Consider the following 26,403-nt stretch of genomic DNA (forward strand, 5'->3'; position numbering starts at 1 on the left):
CACAATTCCCGCCTGACGGCTTAAGCACCGCTCCGGCGGCTGCGGCACGGCATCTGCGTTGCCAAAATGCTCGATAAGACATCCAGTATTATCTGCGCTTTTGGCTTAGCATCTGCCGCACCTCGCTCGCCGTATCGGCACTTAGAATTATGCGGTATTGCCCTAAAAATGACAGGCAGTTTTTTTCACCGTGAAGGAAAGATTCCATCATGGGTTAATCATTTATGACATTCTTATTTTAATAGGTAAGACAAAAAGTAAAAATAATTGATAGTATTGTGTATAAGGGCCGTTCACAGTAGCGGCATTAAAGATGGAGCGCACAAATACATTGTGACTGGCGTGCAAAAGAACAGTGGGCCAAAAGCTGTGCACTTTCAGGCAGAGGGCGTTGACAGGGAAAGTAAAGCCCATGACCATAACGAAAAAACAGAGAAGCGAGCAATGAACAAAAATAGCGGCTAAAGTGACAAGTGTAAAAACCTGGCAGCTGGTGCCCCTCTTGACAAAAGAGAAAGCTGTGGTAAAATAGTTCAAAAATGAACAAAATACAGAAAGGAGAATGCGAAATGCAGCTGGTCAACCCGCTGGAGCAACAGAACGCGGTAAAAACGTTATATTCTGAATTTGTCAGCCCGGTGTGCGCTAAATATGGCTTAACGCGCATTGAGCTGGATATTTTGCTGTTTTTAGCGAACAACACCCGCTATGATACGGCAACCGATATTGTGGAGGTTCGTTTTTTAGCAAAATCTCAGGTGTCGGCGGCAATCAAAAATCTGGAAGCCCGCGGCTGCCTGCGGCGGGAATACCAGTTGGAAAATCGCAAAACCGCCCACCTGCGCCTGTGTGACCCCGCGCAGCCGATAATAGCGGCCGGGCGCAGCGCACAGGAACAGTTTGGCGCGGCGCTGTTGGATGGATTTACCCCCGAAGAGCTGGAGCATATGCAGCGCAGCATGGAGCGCATCCGCAAAAACGTGGAAAAGTATCTGGAGGATAAAAACAATGACAATGTTGATTAAATTTATCGTGTGCTTTATTGCCGGCATCGGCGCGGGCCTTGGCACCGGCTTTGCCGGCATGAGCGCGGCGGCGGTCATCAGCCCGATGCTCATTACCTTTTTGGATATGCCCGCTTACGAGGCTGTGGGCATTGCACTGGCCAGCGATGTGTTGGCCAGCGCGGTCAGCGCTTATACCTATGGCAAAAACAAAAATCTGGACATCCGCAACGGCGTTGTGATGATGGTATCGGTTTTGTGCTTTACCATGGTGGGCAGCTGGATCGCCAGCCAGGTGCCCAACAGCACGATGGGCAGTTTCTCGGTATTTATGACATTCCTGCTCGGCGTTAAGTTTATTGTAAAGCCGGTTATGACCACCAAGAACGCAATGGAAGCGGTAGACCCCAAAAAGCGGTTTGTACAGTCGGTGATCTGTGGTGTGATGATCGGCTTTATCTGCGGGTTTATCGGTGCAGGCGGCGGCATGATGATGCTGTTGATCCTGACCAGTGTGCTGGGGTATGAGCTGAAAACCGCTGTGGGTACCAGCGTATTCATTATGACCTTTACAGCCTTTACCGGTGCCGTCAGCCACTTTGCCATCGGCGGTATGCCGGACCTGTGGTGCCTGGTGTTCTGTGTTGGGTCCACGCTGTTGTGGGCGCGCATTGCCGCACGCTTCGCCAACAAGGCCAGCCCCGCCACCCTGAACCGCGCCACCGGCGTTGTGCTGGTTGTGCTGGGGGTGGCGATCATGGGGGTAAACTACATTAAATAATTAGGAATGAGTAATTAGAAATTAGCAATGAAAGGAAAAAGCGCACAGCGCCGATAGATCGGGCGCTGTGCGCTTTTTTATATCGTTTAGTAAATGGATTACTGGACGTCGGAGGAAGAGTCGTCGGAGGAAGCTTCGGTGGATTCTTCGGCTTTCTCGGTGGGGTTTTCGGGCAGGGGCTCGTTATCTTTGGCGAGGGCGGCGTTCAGTTCGTCTTCGCGCATCTTGTTGATGGTGCTTTCAATGGTAAAGCACTTGTTCAGCGGCTGGTAGATGCACAGCAGGGCAGGAAGCATCGGCAGCCAGAAGTTGGTGAACGGCAGAATGATCGTCGTCAGCGGGAAGAACAGCAAAATGGCGCCCCAATACACGGCTTTGATGGCGATGGCACCCAGGCTGCGGGGCAAGTAGCCCAAGAACAGCAGCAGGCTGTTTTTCAAAATGCCGTACAGCGGCAGATCCAGCAGGGCAATCTGCGGCCAGATGTAACTTTCCAAGCCCAGCGTTACCACAAAGCTTAGGATCAGCAGCACCCAGGTAACAATACCGGCGCTGATGACCGACATGTGGAACAGGGTAAAGATCTGCATCGAAAGCACCAGGCCGGTCAGCATGCCGGGAATCAGGCTTTCCCTGGCGTTGCGCTTCCACACGCGGCGGTAGGTTTCCCACCAGTAGCCAGGTTCATCGCGCAGGCTGCGCAGCACGGTATCAGCCATGGCGCTCAGCTCCGGGCCTGCAATCAGGCCGCCGATGATACCGGCCAGCAGCATGAACAGCAGCGCGTGCGTTTCAACGGCAAAAAACATACCGATAATGAAAGGCAGGCAGCCCAGGAAAGCCAGGAAACCGGCGCGGAAAAAGTTCCACATATCGCGGCCCATAATTTCGGCCAGGCGGGCAACACCCTTTTTGCGCGGGGCGTCCGGGCGCACGCCCGGTCCGGGACGGGTAAAGCGGTCAGAAGAGAAAAAAAGTCCCATGGCGGTAGAATCTCCTTTGTTTTAACAAGCACTGCGCTTGAAATATACTTATTTATTATATCAGTGTTGGCGGCCAAGAGCAACAAAAAAATGCGGGTGGGGTGTGGGCGGTATGCCGCGGTGACATGTAAAATCTGGTTTTAATCTTTACAAATCATTACAAAACAAGTACAATAAATCTATACGTTGCCCGGAGCTTTGGGCCGGGCAGGATTTTATCCATCCAGCTGTATGAGCAGAAAAGAGGACCCAGCCGATGAAACGTAATATCCTTTGCACTCTGGCCGTTATGGCAGCTTGTGCGATCCTGGTTGCCTGCGGCAAAACCGATGATCAAATCTCGCCCATTACGCCGGAATCCAACGCCGCCAGCAGCGAGGCCGAGGCTACCCCGGAACCCACCCCGACCCTGCCCCCGTATGAAGCCAACGTGCTGACCGGCGAGGCTAAAGGCGAAAATTATCCCGAGGGCCAGCGCATTACCGCCCTTATGGTGAACAACCTTGTGGACGCCCGCCCGCAGCGTGGCCTTTCCAAGGCGCAGATGCTGTTTGAAATCAAGGTGGAAGGCGGCATCACCCGCTTTATGCCGGTGTTCAATGATTACCACGATATTGATGAGATTGGCCCCATCCGTTCCGGCCGTGACCAGTTCTTCCAGCTGATCCTGCCCTGGCAGGCCCTGTATATCCACGAAGGCCAGTCTATTGTCATGCAGCAGTACGCCCTGGATTATGATTACGGCCTGCTGAACAACAACGATGGTGCTTCCGGCTACCGTGATTACAACCGTGTGAACTGGCGCGGCCTGAGCTATGGCAACGGCCTGGCACTGGAACATACGATGTACACCAGCGGCGAAAACATTGAAAAGTATATCACCAACAAAAATGTGGATATGAACCGCACCTACAATTCCACTTTCTTTAACTTTGTGGATTACCGCCAGGATAACCCGGTGCGCGACCTGACCCAGTCCCAGGATTCCCAGCTGACCACCAAGGACGGCCCGGTGGTGAAGGACGGCGAATATGTGGAGATCAGCCACAGCCAGTCCTACAAGACCCGTTTCCTGTACGATAACACCAACAACGTCTACCTGATGCAGCAGAACTTCTCCGGCAACTGGCGTGATACCATTGACGAAGAGTACAACGATTATCAGCTGCAATTCCCCAATGTGATCGTTCTGTTCACCGATATTCACACCTACCCCGGCCACGAAACCACGGACCTGCAGTATGTAGAATACAGCTGGGGCGGCATCGGCTATTACTTCTATGGCGGCAAGTGCGAAAAGATCTACTGGCAGAAGGGTACCCCGCTGGAAGCCCTGCGCCTGTACTATCTGAATGAAAACGGCCAGTGCAGCGATACCCCCTGCGAGATCAATATTGGCAAGAGCTATGTGACCATTGTGGATGTGGACGAAGCCATCAACCTGAAGGTGGGCAACCTGGCCGACTTTGACCTGGATGCCGCAACGGTAAGCGCTTCCAACACTTCCATTGATGCCGACGCCAAGGCGGGTGAAAGCCTGGGGGCTTCCACCACCGACCTGGTCAGCGCAGCGCGCAACAACCAGGCTGTGGGCAACACCGAAAGCAATACCCAGAGCACCACCCAGAGCAGCACCACCACCAATACCAGCAATGACAGCCAGAGCGCGGAGTCTGCCCCCCAGCAGGACAACACCCCGCAGCAGGATACCGCCGACCAGAGCAGCGCAGATGACACCGCCAGCGATGACAGCGGTGAGGATATCCCCTGGGCGGATTGAGCGTGACGCCGGAGCGCCACGCTCCTGCACCTCTCCTTTGAAACCACCCTATTGCAAAAAAAAGCATGTTCTCATGCCTTTTTTGCTCGCAAGGTATTCCAAGCGTCGGCGCATGTCTGCCGCTTGGAACGGCTTTTAGAATTTTTTTCGACAGTCTAAAGTGCCCGCCCGCAGGGCGGGTACTTTTTTGTAACAGGAGTCTGTATGACTGAGCGTTTAAACAAGAAAAAATACCCCCTGTGTGCCGCGGCCCTGGCGCTGGCTGTGCTGCTGGCAGGCTGCGCCCCGGCGGAAGGCACCGCAGTAGCCACAGCGCAGCCCACGGCAGAGCCGACAGAAGCACCCACCCCAACGCCGGAACCCGAAGCGAACCCCCTGACCGGGGAGCAGGGCGATTATACCAACCAGCGCCCGGTGGCGGTCAGCATCCGCACCGGGGATGGCAGCACCCCCCAGTGGGGCATTGCCGCTGCGGATGTGCTGATTGAGGGCGTGACCGAGGGCAAGACTGCCGGGTTGACCGCGGTGTTTGCCAGTGTGGACAGCGTGGAAAAAGCCGGCCCGGTGGCCCCTGGGCGGGACCTGCCGCTGCAGCTGGTGCTGCCGCTGAATGCCGTTCCGGTACACATTAACAAAAGCGTGTATGCTTCCAACCTGCTGAACGTGCTGCAATACCAGGATCTGGACGGCTACCATGCGGGCACCGCAGGTTTTGCCTTTGACGAGGACCGCGCCAACAGCGGCTACCGGGAGGAAAACTGCTGGTACACCACAAAAGATCTGATCAACACCGGCCTGGCAACCTATAATACTGATACTGCCGGTGCCAACATGCCGCTGTTCCACTTTGTCCAGCGCAAGGACCCGGAGCAGCAGAATGCCAAAAGCCTGTATATCACCTTTTCCAACAAGGATACCGAAGAACTGGTTTATTCGCCGGAAGTGGGCCTGTACCTGAAAAACAATGCCGATGGCAGCCCCATGATGGATGCGGGCAATAATGAGCAGGCAGCGTTCACCAATGTGTTTGTGCTGTATGCTTCCTCCGGCGTAAAGGATGACGGCGTGACCCGCCAGTATGACCTGACCGGCGGCACCGGCATCTACCTGACAAAAGGCGGATGGGAGACCATCCAGTGGACCAAGGGCGATGCCACAGCGCCGCTGCAGTTGACCGATGCCAGTGGTAAAACGCTGGATGTGAATCCCGGCAAGAGCTTTCTTGCCATCTGGGGCGGCTATTATGGCCAGGCTCTGCGCCTGCTGGACGGGGACGGTAACGAGCAGGCATTGCCGGAAAAACCGGCCCTGCTGGACAGCGCCGTGCCGGACGAAGCCGCCGAGGCTGCTGAGCTGGAACAGCAACGCGCCCAGGCCCTTGCGGATGCCCAGGACAAGCTGAACCAGGCCCAGACTGCCCTGAATGAAGCCCTGCAGGCCCAGCAGGATGCAGCCGGAACGGCAGACAGCGCCGATGACGATGCCGCCAGCCAGCGTGTGGCGGAGGCCCAGGCGGCCTATGATGCCGCCGCTGCCGAGCTTGCCGCTTTGCAGCCCGCGGAGGAACCCGACGGGAACACCGAGCCCGCCGCCGACAGCGCCGAGGAACCCCAGCGCGAACCGGATTCAGCCAACGGGGAAAGCGCAGGCTGACCCACAACAGAAAACCCAAAAATAAAATGCCGTCCCTGCCAAAACAGGGGCGGCATTTGGTTGATATTGGCGGTGTTGACGGGATTACTCTTCCGCACCGTCCAGGTAGCCGTAGGGCACAATGTCAAAGGCTTCGGCAATATGGTCGCGCATCCACATTTCGGCGTCCAGGCGCAGGCTGTAGCCACAGCCAGGGTCAGTCATCCATTCCTCCGGCTTGTGCTGCGGCAAAACGTGGTTGGCCATCATGTTCATGATCACGCCGCCGTGGGTGATGCAGGCAGCTTCCTCGGTATGGGTGCGCAGCTGGTATTCAAACAGCTTCATCAGCATCACGTTGGTGCGGTCGTAGAAGGCTTTGCGGTCCTCGGCACCATCAGGGTTGGTGCGGCTGGTGGGGTCCATCCACTGGGCAAATTCCGGGTCCTTGACCAGTTCAGTGATGGGGCGGTTTTCAAACTTGCCAAAGTTCATCTCCCGCAGGTCCTGCAAAATCGTGAGCTTGGCGTTGGGGAACAGCACTTCCGCTGTTTGCTGGGCGCGCAGCATGGGGGAGCAGAACACAAGCGGAACATCCGGATACTGGAACTTGGCTTTCAGCTCCTCCAGCTGGGCGCGGCCCTCCGCGCACAGGGGCAGGTCTGTGCCGCTGCCGATATAGCGGCCATCCAGGTTGCCCTGGGTCAGGCCGTGGCGGATCAGATGCAGTTTATAATATTTCAAAAACAAAACCTCCTGACGGATATATGTTGCAAAAAAAGATTACAAAATGGTTACAAAATAAGAACGGGTGAAAAAAGACACACAATATTTGTACAGGAAAACACGCGAAATGTCAATATCTAGTTTGTTTGGCCCGCTTTGAAGGAAATACCGAAAAAATTGATAAAAAATTGGCGAATTTGATGTTTACAAATCGTTTTTTGGCAGATATAATTTACACCATGTAGAATGCAGTAGAGCCCGCATTTGTGCCGCAGCCAAAAGCGCGGTTCCTGCCAATAGGATGCCTACCCGGCCCGACGCGGCGCAGCGAACCCTTAAGCTACATTCCGGTGTGCTTTGGGGATTTCTGCGCATTTTGGGGTCTTTATCTGCCGCAAGCCCGGCAGGGTGTAAGGCGGCAGGCAGCGGTGCAAACCCGCAAGGCGGAAAACAGAACGACGGGGGCGTGCCGGCCCCTAAGGTGCTGCAGGAACCGGCGGAATGTCCGGCCCCTGCGCCCTGACGATGTAGCGCAAACCCTGTGCGGCCTTTGCGCTGCGTTCTGGTAAAGTGTGAAGGATGGCAACAAGATGGCAATAGAATTTAACCGCATCATTACCCTGCTGCGCAAAGAGCGGGGCATTACCCAAAAACAGGCGGCGCAGGAGCTTGGCATCAGCCAGGCGCAGCTTTCCCATTATGAGAAAGGCATCCGGGAATGCGGCCTTGAATTTGTGGTGCAGATTGCGGATTACTATAATGTTTCCTGTGACTACCTTTTGGGGCGCAGCGCAGAGCGCAGCGGCCAGACCATCAAGGTGGAAGAACTGCCCGATGCCGGCGGTGCAACCTCCGGCAGCATTTACCGCGGCAGCGTGCTGCCCACCATGTATAAAAAACTGATTGAAAATTCGCTGGACATTTTGTTTGACCGGTTGGATCAGTGCAGGGATAAGCGGGTGGTTACCTCCGTCAGCAATTATCTGATGCTGGCCGTCTACCGCATGTTCCGCCGCCTGTACCAGGCTGCGCCGGGCAATGTGGCCAGCATGTTCCGCGTAACGCCCGCCCGCTGGGAGCGTGACGCCGATGCCGCAATGTTCTTGCAGGAAGGCGAGCTTTCGGCCACCATGGCAGGGGAGAACGGCGCATGCCCCGACCCCGCTGCCTTTGAGATGAACACCGAGACCCTGGCCAGGGATTACCCGCGCCACGCCACCAGCCTGATGAACCTGATCAAGAACAGTGAGGAAGTCATCCGCAAGCACAATGCCTGAACCGGATGCCGCTGCAAAATAACAAAAATTCTGCCTGCCCCAAGGGATTGGGACAGGCAGTGTTTGTATAAGGGTGAACGGTGCGGCAGAGCTTACAGTTTGGCAAGCTCCTTGCGGCAGGCTGCACAGATGCGCTTGCCGCGGAAAAGAATGCTATCCCCGGTTACTTCACCACACAGGTCACAGCAGCCGTCTGCGCGGTACTTGCGCAGCAGGATGGTATTACCATCGGTAAAGATTTCAATGGGAGTATCAGTGGTGATACCAAACGAATCTCGCAGTTCCTTGGGCAGAACAAAACGGCCTAAGCTGTCAACACTGCGGACGATTCCAGTAGATTTCATAGGCTAACCTCTTTCATACGTAGTACATCACCTGGAAAAAGCGACACCAACGCTTTTTGTATACACAGTATACCTTTAATTTCCACTGATGTCAATATTTGGCAATCGAAAAAATGAAATTTTCCGGCGTTTTTGACAAAAAAAGAAAAATAACGTTTTATCGTGTATAAAAATTGCAATTTATGTACGTTTTGGTCATCTTTTGCTACAACTTTGATACCAGTACAGGATATGATACAGATAACGATGGTGGATTTGGAAAGGCTGGTGTGCAGGGTGGCAAGATACAAACAGGAAAGCGCAAAATATTGCAAAATAGTTGCGTTGGTCCTGATATTGTTGGCAGTGCTGGCGGCCGTTTGGCTGGCGAAAAGATGGTATACCAGGCATAAAACATCGGCGGCTGCAGCGGGTGTAAACCCCATCGGCCAGCTGCTGACCGGCCAGCCCGACCCGGCGGAGCCTTATACAGGTACCATCAGCCTGGTGGTGGCCGGGTATGACCGTTCGGCTGAGGACGGCGAAGAAGAGATCGGCCTGACGGATATGATCCTGTATCTGCAGTGGGACTGTGACCGGAACAAGCTGGAAGTGCTGCAGGTTCCGCCCAGCCTGTATGTGGGGTGGAGTACCGGCCAGGCGGAAGCAGGCGAGGGGAAAGAAAACGCCGCAGACCCCACCGGCCAGGGCAGCACAACGGGGCGTATCAACGCCGTAGCCAGGGAGACAGGCGGTCTGCAGGGACTTTGCGATGAAATCACCGCCATGACCGGCCTGCCGGTGGATGGCTATCTTGGCATGGATCTGAACGGCCTGGGCGATATTGTGGAATACATCGGCGGGGTAGAAGTGGATATTCCGCAGGAAATAGAGAACGGCGGTTCCTACCTGCCCAAAGGCAGGTATCTGTTGGACCGCAGCTCGGTGGAGTTCCTGGTGCGGGAACGCCGCAGTTATGCATATGGTGATATGGATCGCCAGCGCGTGCTGCGCAGCGTGTTTGCTGGATTGCTGCGGTATGCCCAAAGCTGTACCCTGGTGGATGCCGCCAAGCTGGTGCCGGTTATTATGCCCTATATGCAGACCAATTTGGATATGGATACCCTGATGCAACTTGCCGCCAGCGCGGAGAGCCTGCAGGCAGAACAGGTGGTGTTTACCATCCCCAGTGCTTACGCGGTGCAGACGAACAGCGTCGGCGCGATTGTGTGGGACCCAGAGATTATGGCGCCGCTGCTGCGGGTGCGCTTTGGGCTGGATTGTGACCCGCAGGACCTGAACCTGCCCGCCCCCGCGCTGGAAGCCAGCGAAGCGGACGCGGGGGAGAGTTATGCCTATTCTGATTATATCGAAGGCAGCGTGCAGAACCTGAGCGAGCTGGCAGTCGGCGAGGAATGAATCTCCAGAGTCAATAGGAAAAAATTTCCGCACAAAAGTTGTAAGGCAATACCGCATAATTCTAAGTGCCGATACGGCGAGCGAGGTGCGGCAGATGCCAAGCCAAAAGCGCAGATAATACTGGATGTCTTATCGAGCATTTTGGCAACGCAGATGCCGTGCCGCAGCTGCCGGAGCGGTGCTTAAGCCGCAAGGCGGGAATTGTGCGGTGTTGCCGTAACAAAACGCAGAGCTGCATCGTTTTATTGAGTGAAACCAGGAACGAGAACATTTCCCCTGCATCGCAGGCAGGGGCAGATTAAGGCAGAACCGCATCCGGCAGGGCAGCACACAAACCGCCAGGCGGATGCGGGGGCGCCATAGAGTTGTAAGGAAGAAAAGATGGCAGTTTACAGAAAAAAGCAGCCTGCCCGCCGTCCGGTGCGGCGCGGCTGGAAGCGGCACGCGCGCACAGGGATGTTCCTCTTCGCGTTTGCGCTGGTGGCCGTTACTGTGGGGGTGATTTTGCCCCACGCGGGGGTGATGAGCGCCGCAGCAGAGGGCAGCACGCTGACAGAGAAGATTTTTACCACCGTGCAGAACAAGAACCTGCCGGTAATCGCAATCGACCCCGGCCACGGCGGCACTGACCCCGGCAGCGAGGGCAGCGGCCTGTGGGAGTACGAGATGACCTGGCAGGTGGCCAACGAGCTGGTAAACCTGCTGGAGCAGGATGGCCGCTATGCCCCGGTGCTGACCATTACCGAGGAAGAAAGCCAGAACAGCGATATGCCGCGCGTGGAACCGGCGGAACGCGCCCAGCGCGCGAATGACGCGGGTGCAGTGCTGCTATTTTCTATCCATGGCAATTCCGATCCGAGCGGCACGGCCAGCGGCTTTGAATGTTACGCCATTCCGCCGGGGCAGCAATACCATGACGAGAGCGTGGCCCTGGCCCGCCTGACCGCCCAGAAGATCACCCAGACCGGCCAGCCCCTGCGCGGGCAGGATGGTGTGCGGTACATTTATTTTGATACATACGATAACCGCATGGTGTATGAATCCAGCGACGAGACCCCGCACAATGAACCGACCTTCCGCCTTTTGGCGGACGCCGACTGCCCGGCGGTGCTGGTGGAGCAGTGCTTTTTGACCAACCCCCAGGATGCCGCCCGCCTTGCCACCCCCAGCGGCGCTAAACAGGCCGCAAAGGCGTATTATGAAGCAATATGCGAATGGATGGAAGGCAGGTAAAAGGCAGAAAGTAGGAGTTGAAGGTAATTAGGAATTAGAAATGAGAAATTAGCAAAAAAGAACCGGTGCAGTTTGGGCGGGGTTCGTAAAACAGTTAAACCGACCTATGGTTACGATCATAGGCCGGTTTTTATGTTATGCACTGGCGCGGCAGCGCCCAGGGCTCCCTTGTGTAAAGGGAGCTGTCAGCGAAGCTGACTGAGGGATTGCTTTACCGCAGCATCGATATACTCACAAACTCCACAGAAATTTCTGCCGACATCGTTGTTGGGAATACGGATGACTCTCAGACCATATCCCTCCAGAAAAGCGGTGCGGTCTGCATCTTTTTTGATGTTTCTATCCTCATAGTGTTGAGAACCGTCCAACTCAATGACAAGCTTTGCTTCTGCGCAATAGAAGTCAGCGATATATTTTCCCAACACCTTTTGTCTGGAAAAACGGACAGGGTAGGACCGCAGAAAATCATACCATAGGTGCCGTTCTTCCTTGGTCATTTCTTTTCGCAGCTGTTTTGCCAAAGGAACCAACTGCTTATTGTGCTTTGGCTGCATGACAATCCCTCCGTCACGGCTTACGCCGTGCCACCTCCCTTTACACAAGGGAGGCTTTGGTGCTGCGCAAAATTGCAGACCGTACAGTACACCGAAAGGTGTATAGAAGTGCGCTCTTTATCAGTTCAACAAATTGCCATTTGTAGAGTTACTTCTCTCTACATTTAATGCCATAGTTTCCTCGACTTCCAGAGTCATATCCACGATATATTTCATGTTTAATTCCATCTATAACAACTTCATCATCTGCAGTAAATTCATATAAAAATCCGTTATCTTCACAATATTTGATAATTGCCTGCTGTGCTTTTGCAACAGTAGGATAAACAGTGCTATCTTCATAAGGAATCCAAATAGATTTTTTAAACAATTTCAACATGATAATAACTCCTTTCAATGTTTGTAAATTCAAGTTTATCGGTCTGTTTGATCATATCATATGGCTACAATATATACAAGAACAGTCCCGGCAGACATTACTGCCGGGACTGAAACTGTTTTACGGACACCCTCCTTTGCACCGGTTCTTTTTTTTCTATAATCAGGCTTCTTCTTCCGCAAAGTTCCCAAGGGCTTTGGCCTGCTCGATGACTTTGGCTTCCAGCATCTGGGGCAGGGTTTCGTAACGGACAAAATCAAAGGTAAACCAGCCGCGGCCCTGGGTCAGCTGACGCAGGAAGGTGGTAAAGTCCTGCATTTCACTCATGGGCACTTCGGCTTCCACAACCTGCTCGCCGTCCTCGTCCGGGTTCATGCCCAGCACGCGGCCGCGGCGCTTGGTTACTTCGCCCATGATATCGCCGGTGTTGTCGGCGGGTACATGGGCTTTCAGGGTGCCGATGGGCTCCAGCAGAACGGGGCCGGCTTCGGGGATGGCGGCTTTGTAGCTCAGCTTGGCGGCCATGATGAACGCCATTTCGCTGGAGTCTACCGGGTGATAGCTGCCGTCAAGCAGGGTGGCTTTCAGGCCAACCATGGGGTACCCGGCCAGAACGCCGTGCTGGGCTGCCTGACGCACACCCTTTTCCACGGCGGGGAAGAAGTTCTTCGGCACGCTGCCGCCGAACACGTTTTCGGCAAACTCAACGTCCTCACCCGGAATGGGCTCGAACTGGATCCACACATCGCCAAACTGGCCGTGGCCGCCGGTCTGCTTCTTGTGGCGGCCCTGGGCCTTGCAGCTCTTGCGGATGGATTCGCGGTAGGGTACGCGCGGAACTTCCAGCGTGATCTCAACGCCAAACTTGTTCTTCAGCTTGGCAACGGCAACTTCCAGGTGCTGGGTGCCCAGGCCGCTGATGATCTGCTGCTTGGTTTCGGGGTCAACGGTAAAGGAAATGGCAGGATCTTCTTCGATCAGGCGGGCCAGCGCGCCGGAAACCTTGCCCTCATCGCCCTTTTTGGCAACCCTGACAGCCATGCGGTAGCAGGCAACGGGGTAGCTGGGGGCGGGCAGGGTGACAACACGGGCAGGATCGCATAGGGTATCGCCGGTCTTGGCGGTGGCCAGTTTGGCAACTGCGCCAATATCACCGGCCACAATGGCGGGGGTGTCGGTCTGTTTTTTGCCGCATACGGTCAATGTTTTGCCCAGGCGCTCCGGCTGGCCGGTGCGGGCATTGATGACGTTGCTGGTTGCGCTCAGCTTGCCGGACAGGACCTTGATAAAGCTCAGCTTGCCCACAAACGGGTCGGCAACGGTCTTGAACACATAAGCGCAGGTGGGGGCGGTGTCGTCCACGGTGATTTCAACCGGCTCACTGTCAGCGTTTTCGCCAACAACAGCGGCGGTTGCGGCGCTGGGCAGCAACTCCTTCATGTTGTACAGCAGCATATCCAATGCCTGCAGGTTGACGGCACTGCCGCAGAACACGGGGGTGATCTGGCCGGTGCGCACGCCTGCGGCCATGCCGGTAACGATCTCTTCGGTGGTGAACGGCTCGCCCTCAAAGAACTTTTCCATCAGGGTCTCGTCCGTTTCGGCAATGGCTTCGTACATAGCCTGGATCAGGCCCTCAAAGCGGTGGCCGATATCGGGCAGGTCGATCTGCACTTGTTTTCCGCTTTCGTACTTGAATGCCTTCTGGCTGAACAGGTTGATGTAAGCCACGGTGCCATCGTCCAGGCGGGCAGGCACAACACAGGGGCAGATAGAAGGGCCGAACTTGATTTTCAGCTGTTCCAGAATCTTGAAGTAGTCAGAATTTTCAAGGTCAGATTTGGTCACGAACACCATGCGGGCCTTGTTGTTTTTCAGTGCCAGTTTATAGGCCTTTTCTGCGCCGACGGTAACGCCGGAACGGCCAGAAACACAGATCAGGACACTTTCCGCAGCGGTGATGCCCTCGGCGGCGCCGGTTTCAAAATCAAACAGGCCGGGAACATCAATCAGGTTGAACTTGGTGCCGTTGCTTTCCACGGGAATCACGCTGGAATTCAGCGATGCTTTGCGGCGTGCTTCTTCGGGGTCAAAATCGCTGGCGGTGGTGCCGTCCTCAACACGGCCCATGCGCTCAGTTGCACCGCTCAAATACAGCAGGGATTCGGTCAAAGTCGTTTTGCCGCAGCCTGCGTGGCCGGCCACAAGAATGTTGCGAATGTCCTTACTGGCGTATTCCATTGTCTTACAAACCTCTTTTCGCGCCGGGATAAGCTCTCCCCACCCGGCATATGTATTTATTGTGATGTGGTATGCTCCACATTTGGCATGTTTTTACTTTACCACACTTTTTGCCTAAAATAAACAGTTTTTTTGAATATTTTTGAAAATATTTGTGAACGAATAATGAGCGAGCAGGCACGGCGCAAAATTGGTGCGTTGGTGCGTGCAATGGCAGGGCGCTGCCGCCGTGATTTTGCCATAGCAGGAATAGAAATCCGTTCCAAGGGGTACCGCACAATTCCTGCGCTGTTTGGAATGATGCAGGTTTGCTGTCAGCTTTTCTGCCGTTCCAGCCGCACAATGGCCACGGTGATATCATCCTGGCGCGCCCCGCTGCGGCGCACAGCGCTGGCGGCAACGGCTTCGGCGGTCTGCTGCGGGCTTTGGCCCAGCCGGGTGCTCAGGGTCAGCTGGTCACACAGCCAGGCGGAGCCATCGCACAAAGCACCGTCGCTGACCATCATCACGGTGTCGCCCACATCCAGCGTTAAGGCGGTGGAACGGCCCGTTACAGTGGGCAGCACCCCCATGGGCAGGCTGGCACCATCCAGCGTGCGCACAACGCCTGCCCGGCATAAAAAGCTGGGGGCCGCCCCCGCTTTGAACAGTCCGGCCCGCCCGGTGTACAGGTCCAGCGTCAGCAGGTCCAGCGTTGCACCGCTTTCCTGCCCTGCGTTTTTCAGGCCCAGTGCCACGTTGACCAGCCGGGCAGCGCTTTCGGCGGCAAACCCGGCCTGCAGCAGCTGGGCCGTCAGTTTGGCGGCCATCTGGCCGTCCACGGCGGCGGGCTTGCCGGTGCCCATACCGTCACACAGCAGCATCTGGGCGCGGCCTGCACTGTCGCAGAATTGACGGCAGGCATCCCCGCTCACGGTTTCCGGCGGGGCAGGGCGGCTGGCCAGGCCGAACACGGCGCGGTAGAGCGGGCGTTCGCCAAAATGCAACATGGTCACGGTGCGGCAGTTGGTTACTTCCGGTGGATCAAAGTCCCGGCGGCAGATGCGGCCCATTTCCTCGGCCAGGGCGCGGCACTCGCCGGGGGTAAAGCTGGTCCGGGGCAGGGTAACGGCGGCGGTAACCCGCCCGGCCAAATCAGTCAGGACGGTACATTCCAGTGGTTCCAGCCCAAGAGAAGCAAACAACTGGGTGGTGCGGGCTTCGCGCCGGGGGTCCGGCAGGCCAGCCCGGCCCAGGCGGGCGGCCATTTGGGCTAAAGCTGTGGCCATGGCGCTGTACTGCTCGGTCAGGGCGGTGCGCAGCAATTCGGCGCGGGCGCGGGTCTGGCGGCGGCTGCACCATAGCCGGTAACCGTGGCTGACGGTGGCACACAGGTCCGCCGGGTGGACGCAGGTGGAAAGCTGCCCCGGCAGGTCCTCCAGCTCCACGCGGCCGTTGTGTTCCAGCGCGCCGCGCAGGGCGTACAGCCCATCCATGGCGGTGGAATACCCCTGAACCCAACAGGTATTGCGGCGGGCGCAGTTCTGACACAGGTGCTGGGCGCAGAACTCTACCACATAGTCATAGCTTTCGCCGCGGGGCGGCATCTGGCAGCTGCATACAGCGTTCACTGTTTCGGCAATGTCGGATAAGGTATCTGCCACGCCGGAAAGTTTGCGTGCCGCGCTGGTCAGGCTTTGGGTGCCGACCGGTGGGGCAGGCGGCGGAAACACCGCCCGCAGAGCCTGCTCCGGACAGAGCAGAAAGCCCAGTAGCCCGGCCCCGGCGGCAAGACCGAGGGTGAGTACGCCGGTCAGGTTGGGAGCGGCCAGCGCCCCCAGCGCACACCCGGCAGCAAATACGGCGGCCCCGCTGCGGCGCTCGCCGGGGCAAAAGACCGCTGTCCCCAGCCCGCCCGCAGCCACGGCCAGCGCGGCAAAACAGAGCGTCGGGGCGGCAGCGGTCAGGGCCATGGCAAGCACAAGAGCCAGTACGGCGGTGTGCTCCAGGCTGCCCGCGCAGGCACAGCACAAAATGCAGAACGCCGCCCCCACCAGCCCCGGTGCAAACCCCGGCAGGGCAGCGCGCTGCAAACAGGCGGCGGCCATGGCGGCCCACAGGCAGGCCCCGCGCGGGGTGCCGATGTGGAGCTTGTGGATGCCCAGCCCCACCAGCACGGCCAGCGCGGCGGAGCACAGCAGGCTGGCCGTATCCGCCGGGCTTGCGCCGCCCACCAGGGTGACAAGCCCCTGTTCCAACAGCAGAACGCCCACCCCGCAGGCCGCGCCGGGCAAAAAGCCGGTCTGGCCCAGCTGGCGGCCCACAATGCGGGCGGTCAGCGCCCCGATGCAGGCCCCCGCCAGCTTCAAGGCGGTATCCAGCGGCTGGAACAATAGCAGCCCGGCCAGGCAGCCCAGCGCGGCGGCGGGGGCATATGTATTGCCGCAGCCCAGCAGCAGGCCAAGGCCAAAGGGCGCGGCCCCGCCGTAAACCTGCCCGGCACTGAGAAGCAGCCCGGTACCGCAGGCGGCAAGCTGCCATAACACGGCGCGGTTCAGCCCGTGCAAAAGCGGGGCGCGGGGCAAGGCGGGCGGTGCCGTTTTGGCGTTGGCGGTGCGCACAGCCTGCCGGATGCGCGGCGCGGTGGATGATGTGGCTGGTGTGTTTTGCATGGTGATCCCTCCCTCAACCATGCTGTGTGCATGGTGTTATTATTGTATCGGAGGGCACCCGCACTTTTTGCCGCTGTGCGCAGAAGCCCCAAAACGCCCGGTAAAGGCGGAAAAACAAGCGGACTTCGACGGCAAAAAAGCATTGCGGACAAGCCCCTGCGCAAAGCAACAGCCCCACCCGTAAAATGCGGGTGGGGCTGTTGGAAATGAGTGCTTTGAATTGCCGGAATGATTATTCGGCGGCCTTTTTGGCGTCGGCTTTCTTCTGGAACTTTTCGTTCTGGATGATAAAGCGCTCGTGGGTGGCGCGGCCAACTTCGCCGGCGTCGTCATACATCACGGCGCTGAAGGTCAGCTTGCGGCCGTCCACGGCGGTCAGTTCACTTTCGCAGCGCACCATCATGCCAACGGGTGTGGGGGCGTTGTGGGCCAGTTCCAGCTTGGTGCCAACGGTGCCGCAGCCGGGGTCCAGCTCCGGGGCAACGCTCTGCCAGCAGGCTTTTTCAACCAATGCGGCAAGGGCGGGGGTGGCGAACACATTCAGCTCACCGCTGCCCATGGCGGCAGCGGTATTGGCGGCGGTTACGGCAACGCTGGCGCTGCCTTTGATTCCGGGATTCAGCATAGTACAATACTCCTTTTATCAGCAACAATTTTACGGTGGGGAATATGCCTTTTATTATACACGCTTTGCTGCCGTTTGAACAGCATATCTGTTTGACGCGGCAAAAAAACAGGGGTATAATATCTTTTAATACAAAAGAAGTAAACGCAGCCCGTCAATGCGCTGCGCTGCCCGGCTTTGTGTTTTGATCGAGGAGAATAGAATGGAAGCAGCCAATAAGATCGCCATTATTACCGATACCTGCTGCGATCTGCCGCAGGAATATCTGAAAGAATACCCCATTTTCTGTGTGCCGCTGGTGGTGACAAGTGGGACCGAGAGCTACCGCGATAACATTGATATTACGGTAGAAACGATCTATGCCCGCCAGAAAAACGAGAATTTCAAAACCAGCCTGCCCCGCCCGCAGGATATTGAGGATGTGTACAGCGCGATCGCCCGCCAGGGCTACACCCATGTGATCGTGCTGATGATCGCAGAGTGCCTTTCCAGCGCCAACAACCTGATGCGTCTTGCCGCCGAGGAACACCCGGAGCTGACCGTGAAAGTGTTCGACAGCAAAAGCGCCAGCATCGGTCTGGGTGCACTGGCAGTTCAGGTGGCGCGCTATGCGGTGCGCGGTGTGGCGTTTGACCCGCTGTGCGAACTGACCAAGCGGCTGATCGATGACACGGTGGTGTATTTTTCGCTGGATACGCTGGAGTACCTGCAGCGCGGCGGCCGCATTGGCCGCGCCACAGCGCTGGCGGGGGGACTTTTGCAGATCAAACCGATTTTGACCTTTGACCGCAAGGACGGCATGATCTCCACTGCCGCCAAGGTGCGCGGCCGCCGCGGTGTGCAGCAGCGGCTGATTGAGCTGGCAACGGAGCTGGCAGCCAAACACCCCGGCGAGGAGTATAACCTGGTCGTGTGCGATGGCAATGTGCCGGAAGAGGGCGCAGCGCTGGAAGCAGCTCTGACCCGCGCGCTGCCCAACGCCCACCGTGTGCTGCACGGCAAAATTGACGCCACCCTGGCCGTACACCTGGGGCCGAACCTGCTTGGCGTTGGGGTGCAGTTCCTGAACAGCAAGCTGCCGGCGTAACGTGGCCAGCAAAACAATTTAAAAAATAAAAACTGCCTGTACCGGGCGAGCGGATGCTCAATAGTACAGGCGGTTTTCGTTTTTATAGCGGGAAGATAATAAAAAATAAGTAAGGTAGGGAAAGGAACCCGGACGCAGGCTGTGAGATAAAGTGCCCGGAACACCGAGTGCTACGGCCAGCCCCAACTTTGTCGGGCCCCACTACGCATCATTCCGGGGGCCTTATCTCACAGCCTGCTGGCGAGTGGCGGGGATAGGAGGATGGGAAGGAGACGAAATATATACAGGACAAAAAAAGGCAATCTTGCGAAATGGATGGCTGGATTTATCAGTCAATGGAAATCGTCTGGGCGGTGGGCTGCGGCTTTACATACTTGGGCAGGGTGATAGCTAGCACACCGTTGTTGTAAGCGGCACGCACTTTGGTGGTATCCACGCCGGTCACATCAAAGCTGCGAGTATAGCTGCCAAAGCTGCGCTCGCAACGCAGGTAGCTGCCCTTTTTCTCGGCGTTCTCAAAATCGCTGTGGCGCTCAGCCTTGATGGTCAGCACTTTATCGTGCAGATTCAGGGCGATATCTTCTTTGCGGAAACCGGGCAGGTCGCACTCCATCACATAGGCATCGCCGATGTCACGAATGTCCGTCTTGAACTCTGCAAGGCTGTTATCGCCAAAGAAAGAACGATCAATATCCTCAAAATCGCGGAACGGATTGTAGCGGCGGTCTATCAGCATAGCCATAAGTCATATCTCCTTAAACATATCCATAAAGTTTTTTATCAGTATTGGCTCAGCAGCTCCGACACCCTTGGGAGCGGTGTCATTTTCTGTTGACGAGTATTACAGTACACTATAATTATGAATAAAGTGTGAACTGTGCGTGAATTTTTAGCAGTCTTTGCATGCGAGTGCTAAATGCAGATAAAATTTACAACTTGACGATGAAATTGAAATGCAAAACAAAACATAAAGAAAATAGCACATCTTTTTCATTCTGCCCAAAACGGGCAGGAAAAGGCTTGAAATCAGGAATGGGGCGTGGTATCGTTAAAGTGTTATCTCGTATGATATAGAAGATAAACCAAAAGATAAAAGGGAGGTGGGGCCATGCAGGAGCTTGGCCGAATGATAAAAAAGCTGTGCAGCAAGCTGTTCAGCCGCATTGTAATTACCGGGGTGCTGATTTTGATCCAGGCGGCATGGTTCTGGTCTTTGTTCACAAGCCTTTCCAGCTATGCGCACTGGCTGAACCCGCTGATGATAGCCTTGAGCGTTATCATGTGCGCGGTGCTTATCCGGCAGGATTCCACCGCGCCGGAGTTCAAGATCAGCTGGATGGTTCTTTTCATGATCATGCCGGTGCAGGGCGGTTTGCTCTACCTGCTGTGGGGCGATAAGCGCCCGGCATTCCGCCTGCGCAAAAAGCTGGATTGGGCCTATGACCGCATCCGCCCACTGCGCCGCACGGACCCTGCGGCACAGGCCATGCTGGAACAGGCCAACCCCCGCGCGGGGCGCACCGCAGCTTACCTGCGGGATTTTGCCGCTTACCCGGTGTATTCCGGCACCAACGTCAAGTTTTACGCTTCGGGAGAAGCGGTCTTTCCCGATTTGCTGGAAGCGCTTGAATCAGCACAGGAATCGATCCTTTTGGAGTTCTTTATTATCTCCAAGGGCAAAATGTGGGATGCCGTACATGATGTGCTGCGTCGTAAAGCGGCTCAGGGCGTGGATGTGCGGATGATTTATGACGATGTGGGCTGTGCCACTGGCCTGCCCGCCCAATACTGGAAGACCCTGCAGGTGGAAGGGATCCAGGCAGTGCCGTTTAACCCGTTTGTGCCGTTGCTGAACTTGGTGATGAACAGCCGTGACCACCGCAAGATTGTGGTGGTGGATGGAAAAACCGCCTTTACCGGCGGTTTTAACCTGGCAGATGAGTACATTAACCAAAAAGAGCGCTTTGGCTATTGGTGCGATACCGGCGTGCGGCTGCAGGGCCCCGCGGCGTGGAGCTTTGCCACGATCTTTCTGGAGCTGTGGGCCAGCCAGCGCCCCGACGATCCCGGTCTGGATGCTTACCGCGAGGAGCAGCCGTTCCCGGCGGAAGAGCCGACGATCGGCCTTGTGCAGCCCTACAGCGACAGCCCGGTGGACGATGAGAATGTTTCCAAAAATGTCTACCTGGACCTGATCACCCAGGCGCAGGAAACGCTGTGGATCACCACGCCGTACCTAATCTTGGATAACGCCACCATGACGGCACTGCGCTTGGCCGCAAAGCGCGGCGTGGATGTGCGCATTTATACCCCCGGTATCCCGGATAAAAAGATGGTTTACCAGCTGACCTGCAGCTACTTTGAGCCGCTGATCCGCTCCGGGGTCAAGATCTACACCTTCACGCCGGGCTTTCTGCACGCAAAAACCTGGCTGGTGGATGGCAGGATCGCCGTGGTTGGGTCCATCAATCTGGACTACCGCAGCCTGTACCTGCATTTTGAATGTGCCGCCCTGCTGTATGGCTGTGCCGCGCTGGCCGATGTGGGCGAATTTATGATGCAGCTGGAAAAACAGTCCCATCTGGTAGAGCTGAAAGAATGCCGCACCAGCGCGCCGGGCCTGATGGTATCCGCCTTGCTGCGGCTGCTGGCACCATTGTGCTGATAGAGCTGACTCTTGTGTTTACCCAGTAGGTAGGGGCGCTTACGGATTTGCTTATGGCATCCACCACAAGGTTTCGGAATGGTCAAGACCGTTCCCTACAGAGTTTGTTGTAACAGGTGGCAGATATTTGTGGCGCATCCCCCACCGTAGGGGCGCACATTGTGCGCATGCTTCGTGTTCCGAACCACTCTGCTATGCGGGCCGATGATGAGCAGCGGCCCCTACAGATTGCCTGCAGTGCTTGCGGCAAACAATGGGTTTTCTCCGGCAGAATGTGGACGTTTGCACCCCAGCATGCACCAAACGGCAAAGAACAACAGATAAACAACAGTAGTACAACAAAGCATGCGCTTTGCAGTGTTCCTGAAATGACAGAAATGATTTCAGAAACCTGTGAAGCGCATGCTGTTTATTTTTACCCCAAAACGGGCAAAAAATGCTGACAGGATGCACAAGCGCAATACATAAAAACTAACAATCCTGTACAAAAGCAAAAGCACAAACTAAAATTCTGAAATTATGTTACAGAATTCTGTTGACAACTTGAGGTTGTTGTGCTATGATGCAGATGTTCCCAAAAGGACCTGCTGCACTGGCGGGAACAAAACCCGGCGGGGGCTGCCACCCCTGCCAGAAAGAAGGGATGCTTTGGAAAAGATCACGGCAGAGCGCGTGCTGGCGGAACTGGCAGAGATCGCGTTTGCCGACCTGGGGGCCGAACCTGCCCCGCCCGTAAAAGTGGGCGATAAGCTGCGTGCGCTGGAGCTGATTTATAAGTATCTGGGCCTTGGCGATGGCGCTGCAGCGGAGGAGCCCGTTGTGATTGTGGATGAAGCACCCACCGAGCAGGAGGTGACGCCATGAGGGTGCGCATCCGGGATGTGGTAGCGCCGGTGTTCTGGCCGGTGCACCGCGCCATTGCCCGCGGCACAGTTCAGGAACTGGTGGCCAAGGGCGGGCGCGGCAGCGGCAAATCCAGCTATATTTCCATTGAGCTTGTTTTGCAGCTGCTGCGCCACCCCGCCTGCCACGCGGTGGTGCTGCGCAAGATCGGCGGCACGCTGCGCACCAGTGTGTATGCGCAGATCCAGTGGGCCATTGGGGCGCTGGGGCTGGCAAAGCAGTTCCGCTGCACCGTCAGCCCTATGGAGTGTACTTATCTGCCCACAGGGCAGAAGATCCTCTTTTTTGGCACCGACGACCCCGGCAAGCTGAAAAGCATCAAGGTGCCATTTGGAGCCATCGGTCTGGCCTGGTTCGAGGAGCTGGACCAGTTCGACGGCCCCGAGGAGGTGCGCAGTGTGGAGCAGAGCGTGTTCCGCGGCGGCAGCTTTACCCTGGCATTCAAAAGCTTCAACCCGCCGGCATCGGGGCGCAGCTGGGCCAACCGTTATGCGCTGGAACAGCGCCCCGGCAAGCTGGTGCACCACTCCACCTACCGCGACCTGCCGCCCGCCTGGCTGGGCGAACGCTTTTTGACGGATGCCGCCCACCTGGAACAGACCAACCCCACGGCGTTCCGCCATGAATATTTGGGCGAAGCGGTCGGCTGCGGCACGGCAGTGTTTGGCAACATCCAGCTGCAAACCCTGACAACCGAACAATGCCAGAGCTTTGACCGGGTGTACCACGGGGTGGACTGGGGCTGGTATCCGGACCCCTGGGCCTACAACGCTGTGCATTACGATGCCGCCCGCCGCACCCTGGTGATCTTTGACGAGCTGACCCGCCGCCGCACCCCCAACCGGGAAACCGCCCGCCTGCTGCTGGACCGCGGACTGGACCGCACGGCGCTGCTGACCGCCGATGCCGCGGAACCCAAAAGCTGTGCGGACTACCGCGCGGCGGGCCTGCCGTGCCGGGCGGCAGTCAAAGGTCCCGGCAGTGTGGCCGCCGGGATGAAGTGGCTGCAAAGCCTGAACGCTATCATCATTGACCCCGTGCGCTGCCCCGAAACTGCAGCCGAGTTTACCGGCTATGAATACCTGCGGGATGCGCGAACCGGGGAGGTGACCAACGCCTGGCCGGACGCCGACAACCACCACATTGACGCGGTGCGCTATGCGCTGGAAAGCGTGTGGCGGCGGCGCGGCAGCTGAACCCACAAATAGGAAAGAAGGAATGGATTGAAAAGTTACTTGGAACAGGCATTCGGCCGGGGAGATGTGACCTCGGCCCGGATGCAGGCGGCCATCCGGGAATGGCTGAACCTTTATTACGGCACCCAGTCCCCCGGCGAGGACGCCGCCGACCGGCTGGCGGTGCTGGTGGTCAGCAAGCTGTGCCGTACCGTGTTTGCGGAGTATGAAAGCAGGACCGCCGAAGCCCTGGCCCCCAGCCTGCAGGCGCTGGATGCCGTGCGGGTGCAGGCCATGCAGTACGCACTGGTTGGCGGTGAATGCCTGCTGAAACCGGTGCTGCATGGCCGCGGGTTTGACTTTGTGCCCATCCGGCGGGACTGTTATGCACCCCTTGGCCGCGATGCCCACGGCGCTTTGACCGGCGTGGGCACCATGGAGGTGCTGCGCCACGATGGCCGCGGCTACCTGCTGCTGGAGCGCCGCACCGCTGGGGCGGACGGCCTGACCATCGAGACCCGCTTGTTTGAGCTGGCGGGTGAGGCGTTAGGCCGGGAGTTACCGCTGGCGACGCTGCCCGCCACCGCCCAGCTGCAGCCAAGTTTGCTGCTGCCGGGGGTGCGGGGCGTTGGTCTGGCTGCACTGCGCACCCCGCTGCTGAACTGTGTGGATGGCGGCCCCGACGCCGTGGCGGTATATGCCCCTGCCGCCGGCTTGATGCACAGCGCCGCCCGGCTGGAATACCAGATGCGGCAGGAGTTTGAAAACGGTGCTTCCCGTGTGTTTGCCTCGGAGGACCTGCTACGGGAGGATGGCTATGGCCGCCGCACCTTGCAGGATGATCTTTTCATCGGCCTGCCGGATGACCCCGCCAACGTGGGAGTGACGGTGTACAGCCCGCAGCTGCGGGTGGAACAGTTTTTGGCCCGCAAGCAGGATATCCTGCGCAGCTGCGAAAGCCTGATCGGTTTCAAGCGCGGCATTTTGAGCGAGGTGGAAGCCACCGAGCGCACCGCAACGGAAATCACCTCCAGCGAGGGCGATTATAACCTGACCATCCAGGAATTGCAGGCTATGTGGCAGAACGGTGCCGGCCAGGCGCTGGAACTGTGCGCCGCGCTGGGCAAGGTGTACGGCATGCCGGGCCTGAGTTTTGACGCCGGGAAAGACCTGACGATGGACTGGGGCGATGGCGTGCTGTTTGACCGCACCCGCACCTGGAACGAGTACATGAGCATGGTAACATCCGGCCTGCTGCGGCCGGAACTGGCCCTTGCCTGGTACTTTGACCTGCCCCATGCCGATGCCGCCCAGCTGGCAAAGATCCGTAAGGAGCTGATGCCGCAGGCAGCACAAGCGGCCCCCGCAAACAACGAAGAAAAGAAAGGAGAAACCCAGATTGGAGCATAAATCGACAACCCCCACCGCACAGCCGGTGCAGCCCGCACCCTATGCCGCCGGAACCGGCAGTGCCCCGCTGCTGAACCGTGAAGCGGAATTTGCCTGCATGAGCTACCGGGAGCGCCTTGCCTTAAAGCACAGCGACCCCGATACCTACCGCCGCCTGCGGGAAAAGTAAGCGGGACGAATAGACTTGCCGCAGACCGTCGAAAAGTGATTCGTAGGGGCGCAGTGTGCGCCCGCCGCCATTTGCCATGAGCAAGACGCTCTAAAATAATGCTGCAACGCTGAACCTGCGGGTAAACATTGCTCGCCCCCGCATGCTCTACAAGGCAAAAGGCAAAATTTGAGGAAATACCGCATAATTCTAAGTGCCGATACGGCGAGCGAGGTGCGGCAGATGCTAAGCCAAAAGCGCAGATAATACTGGATGTATTATCGAGCATTTTGGCAACGCAGATGCCGTGCCGCAGCCGCCGGAGCGGTGCTTAAGCCGTAAGGCGGGAATTGTGCGGTGTTGCCTTGAACTTTTCGATAAGCTGAACGGGTCAAATAGACCCGCAAAAATTGATTGATTAAAGGAGAAATTCTATGGCAGATACTTATACCAAAATTGCTGATTTGATCGACCCGGAAGTGATGGGGGACATGGTGTCCGCCCGAATCCCCAAAAAGCTGCGCGTGGCACCCTTTGCCAAGGTGGATGATACCCTGGCCGGTGTCCCCGGCGATACCATCACGGTGCCCGCCTATGCCTACATCGGCGATGCCGACATTGTGGCCGAGGGCGAGGCTGTGACCATTGAAAAGATGACGACATCCACCCGCAAAGCCACCGTAAAAAAGGCCATGAAGGGCATTGGCCTGACCGATGAAGCGGTGCTTTCCGGCTACGGCAACCCGGTGGGGGAGGCCAACACCCAGCTGGCCATGGCTATTGCCGCCAAGATCGATAACGACTGCATGGATGTGCTGCAGACCGCTACCCTGACCTATGATGGCTCGGCGGGCATTATCAGCTATGCGGGCGTTGTGGATGCGGTGGACGCCCTGCAGGAAGAGCAGGCCACCGAAAAGGTAATCTTTGTTCATCCTAAACAGGTGACCCAGCTGCGAAAGGACGCCGAATTCACCAGCACGGACAAGTACCCCGCCAATGTGCGGATGTCCGGCGAGATCGGCTCCATTGCGGGCTGCCGTGTGGTGCCCAGCAAAAAGGTGCCGCTGGTGGAGGTTGGCTCCGGCAAAACCAAGTGCTATGCCTGCCCTATCATCAAGCTGGAAGCCGACCACGACAACGAGGACGAGGTGCCCGCTCTGACCATTTACCGCAAGCGCGCGGTGAATGTGGAAACCGAGCGCAAACCCAAGATCCGCACCACCGAGATCACAGCGGACGAATTTTACGTTGCCGTGCTTTCCAACGAGGCCAAGGTGGTGCTGGCAAAGTTCAAGGCCTAAGGTGTATCTGAAAACAAAGGGCAATGCCGCATAATTCTAAGTGCCGATACGGCGAGCGAGGTACGGCAGATGCTAAGCCAAAAGCGCAGATAATACTGGATGC

24 protein-coding genes are annotated in these 26,403 nt (G+C 57.2%); 15 read left to right on the top strand and 9 right to left on the bottom strand.

Annotation, left to right across the window (positions count from 1 at the left end):
• Positions 1-569: 569 nt before the first annotated feature.
• Complete coding sequence (locus C4885_RS09860) at positions 570-1,025, top strand: MarR family winged helix-turn-helix transcriptional regulator (protein ID WP_158538865.1); 456 nt, start codon at positions 570-572, stop codon at positions 1,023-1,025.
• Positions 1,015-1,785, top strand: coding sequence for a sulfite exporter TauE/SafE family protein (locus C4885_RS09865; RefSeq protein WP_114000195.1), 771 nt, complete (start codon positions 1,015-1,017; stop codon positions 1,783-1,785). Before C4885_RS09860 ends, C4885_RS09865 begins: the two co-directional genes overlap by 11 nt.
• 98 nt (positions 1,786-1,883) lie before the next feature.
• Here C4885_RS09865 and C4885_RS09870 read toward each other — a convergent pair whose 3' ends face one another.
• Positions 1,884-2,768 (bottom strand): hypothetical protein, encoded by an 885-nt coding sequence (locus tag C4885_RS09870; RefSeq protein WP_114000176.1) that lies wholly within the window; start codon positions 2,766-2,768, stop codon positions 1,884-1,886.
• A gap of 256 nt (positions 2,769-3,024) precedes the next feature.
• Here C4885_RS09870 and C4885_RS09875 point away from each other — a divergent pair, with 256 nt between their 5' ends.
• Entirely contained in the window at positions 3,025-4,548 is a 1,524-nt protein-coding gene (locus C4885_RS09875) for a DUF3048 domain-containing protein (RefSeq protein WP_114000177.1), read from the top strand.
• A 204-nt stretch (positions 4,549-4,752) separates the two neighbouring features.
• The gene (locus tag C4885_RS09880) at positions 4,753-6,201 is read left to right on the top strand and encodes a DUF3048 C-terminal domain-containing protein (RefSeq protein ID WP_114000178.1); all 1,449 of its coding nucleotides are present in this window, start codon (positions 4,753-4,755) and stop codon (positions 6,199-6,201) included.
• Between the two features lie 84 nt (positions 6,202-6,285).
• Here C4885_RS09880 and C4885_RS09885 read toward each other — a convergent pair whose 3' ends face one another.
• Entirely contained in the window at positions 6,286-6,924 is a 639-nt protein-coding gene (locus tag C4885_RS09885; protein ID WP_114000179.1) for a histidine phosphatase family protein, read from the bottom strand.
• A gap of 572 nt (positions 6,925-7,496) precedes the next feature.
• On the opposite strand from C4885_RS09885, the gene C4885_RS09890 reads away from it, so the two are divergent.
• Positions 7,497-8,183: a helix-turn-helix domain-containing protein gene (locus C4885_RS09890; protein ID WP_199488098.1), complete on the top strand. Its 687-nt coding sequence runs from the start codon at positions 7,497-7,499 to the stop codon at positions 8,181-8,183.
• A gap of 92 nt (positions 8,184-8,275) precedes the next feature.
• On the opposite strand, the gene C4885_RS09895 is transcribed toward C4885_RS09890, so the two are convergent.
• Complete coding sequence (locus C4885_RS09895) at positions 8,276-8,527, bottom strand: AbrB/MazE/SpoVT family DNA-binding domain-containing protein (protein ID WP_114000180.1); 252 nt, start codon at positions 8,525-8,527, stop codon at positions 8,276-8,278.
• 324 nt (positions 8,528-8,851) lie between these two features.
• Between C4885_RS09895 and C4885_RS09900 the strand changes: the two genes are divergently transcribed.
• Entirely contained in the window at positions 8,852-9,925 is a 1,074-nt protein-coding gene (locus C4885_RS09900; protein ID WP_158538866.1) for an LCP family protein, read from the top strand.
• A gap of 381 nt (positions 9,926-10,306) precedes the next feature.
• Complete coding sequence (locus C4885_RS09905; protein ID WP_114000182.1) at positions 10,307-11,158, top strand: N-acetylmuramoyl-L-alanine amidase; 852 nt, start codon at positions 10,307-10,309, stop codon at positions 11,156-11,158.
• Positions 11,159-11,343: 185 nt separating this feature from the next.
• On the opposite strand, the gene C4885_RS09910 is transcribed toward C4885_RS09905, so the two are convergent.
• The 5 genes from C4885_RS09910 to C4885_RS09930 form a co-directional block, all read right to left on the bottom strand.
• The gene (locus C4885_RS09910) at positions 11,344-11,712 is read right to left on the bottom strand and encodes an endonuclease domain-containing protein (RefSeq protein WP_114000183.1); all 369 of its coding nucleotides are present in this window, start codon (positions 11,710-11,712) and stop codon (positions 11,344-11,346) included.
• Positions 11,713-11,860: 148 nt separating this feature from the next.
• Entirely contained in the window at positions 11,861-12,091 is a 231-nt protein-coding gene (locus tag C4885_RS09915; RefSeq protein ID WP_242979531.1) for a DUF4318 domain-containing protein, read from the bottom strand.
• A gap of 162 nt (positions 12,092-12,253) precedes the next feature.
• On the bottom strand, positions 12,254-14,332 hold the full coding sequence (locus C4885_RS09920) for an elongation factor G (RefSeq protein ID WP_114000184.1): 2,079 nt from the start codon (positions 14,330-14,332) through the stop codon (positions 12,254-12,256).
• Between the two features lie 314 nt (positions 14,333-14,646).
• Positions 14,647-16,983: a SpoIIE family protein phosphatase gene (locus C4885_RS09925; RefSeq protein ID WP_158538867.1), complete on the bottom strand. Its 2,337-nt coding sequence runs from the start codon at positions 16,981-16,983 to the stop codon at positions 14,647-14,649.
• A gap of 232 nt (positions 16,984-17,215) precedes the next feature.
• Positions 17,216-17,608 carry a thioesterase family protein gene (locus tag C4885_RS09930; RefSeq protein WP_114000186.1) on the bottom strand — a complete coding sequence of 131 codons (393 nt, stop codon included), beginning with the start codon at positions 17,606-17,608 and terminating at the stop codon, positions 17,216-17,218.
• Positions 17,609-17,810: 202 nt separating this feature from the next.
• Between C4885_RS09930 and C4885_RS09935 the strand changes: the two genes are divergently transcribed.
• Positions 17,811-18,695 carry a DegV family protein gene (locus C4885_RS09935; protein ID WP_158538868.1) on the top strand — a complete coding sequence of 295 codons (885 nt, stop codon included), beginning with the start codon at positions 17,811-17,813 and terminating at the stop codon, positions 18,693-18,695.
• 328 nt (positions 18,696-19,023) lie between these two features.
• On the opposite strand, the gene C4885_RS09940 is transcribed toward C4885_RS09935, so the two are convergent.
• Positions 19,024-19,437 carry an Hsp20/alpha crystallin family protein gene (locus C4885_RS09940; RefSeq protein WP_114000188.1) on the bottom strand — a complete coding sequence of 138 codons (414 nt, stop codon included), beginning with the start codon at positions 19,435-19,437 and terminating at the stop codon, positions 19,024-19,026.
• Positions 19,438-19,821: 384 nt separating this feature from the next.
• Between C4885_RS09940 and cls the strand changes: the two genes are divergently transcribed.
• The 7 genes from cls to C4885_RS09970 all read left to right on the top strand — a co-directional run bounded on the left by cls (position 19,822) and on the right by C4885_RS09970 (position 26,300).
• On the top strand, positions 19,822-21,360 hold the full coding sequence (gene cls / locus C4885_RS09945; RefSeq protein ID WP_158538869.1) for a cardiolipin synthase: 1,539 nt from the start codon (positions 19,822-19,824) through the stop codon (positions 21,358-21,360).
• Between the two features lie 161 nt (positions 21,361-21,521).
• Positions 21,522-21,803 (top strand): hypothetical protein, encoded by a 282-nt coding sequence (locus tag C4885_RS16305; protein ID WP_147237821.1) that lies wholly within the window; start codon positions 21,522-21,524, stop codon positions 21,801-21,803.
• A gap of 205 nt (positions 21,804-22,008) precedes the next feature.
• Positions 22,009-22,224 (top strand): hypothetical protein, encoded by a 216-nt coding sequence (locus tag C4885_RS09950; RefSeq protein ID WP_114000190.1) that lies wholly within the window; start codon positions 22,009-22,011, stop codon positions 22,222-22,224.
• Positions 22,221-23,459 (top strand): PBSX family phage terminase large subunit, encoded by a 1,239-nt coding sequence (locus C4885_RS09955; RefSeq protein WP_114000191.1) that lies wholly within the window; start codon positions 22,221-22,223, stop codon positions 23,457-23,459. The genes C4885_RS09950 and C4885_RS09955 overlap by 4 nt, the downstream gene beginning before the upstream one ends.
• 27 nt (positions 23,460-23,486) lie before the next feature.
• Positions 23,487-24,848 (top strand): hypothetical protein, encoded by a 1,362-nt coding sequence (locus tag C4885_RS09960; protein WP_114000192.1) that lies wholly within the window; start codon positions 23,487-23,489, stop codon positions 24,846-24,848.
• Complete coding sequence (locus C4885_RS09965; protein ID WP_114000193.1) at positions 24,838-25,017, top strand: hypothetical protein; 180 nt, start codon at positions 24,838-24,840, stop codon at positions 25,015-25,017. Before C4885_RS09960 ends, C4885_RS09965 begins: the two co-directional genes overlap by 11 nt.
• A gap of 413 nt (positions 25,018-25,430) precedes the next feature.
• On the top strand, positions 25,431-26,300 hold the full coding sequence (locus C4885_RS09970) for a N4-gp56 family major capsid protein (RefSeq protein WP_114000194.1): 870 nt from the start codon (positions 25,431-25,433) through the stop codon (positions 26,298-26,300).
• The last annotated feature ends 103 nt before the right edge of the window (positions 26,301-26,403 follow it).

It is taken from the genome of Subdoligranulum sp. APC924/74 (genome assembly GCF_003324125.1).
Classification (GTDB): domain Bacteria; phylum Bacillota; class Clostridia; order Oscillospirales; family Ruminococcaceae; genus Gemmiger; species Gemmiger qucibialis.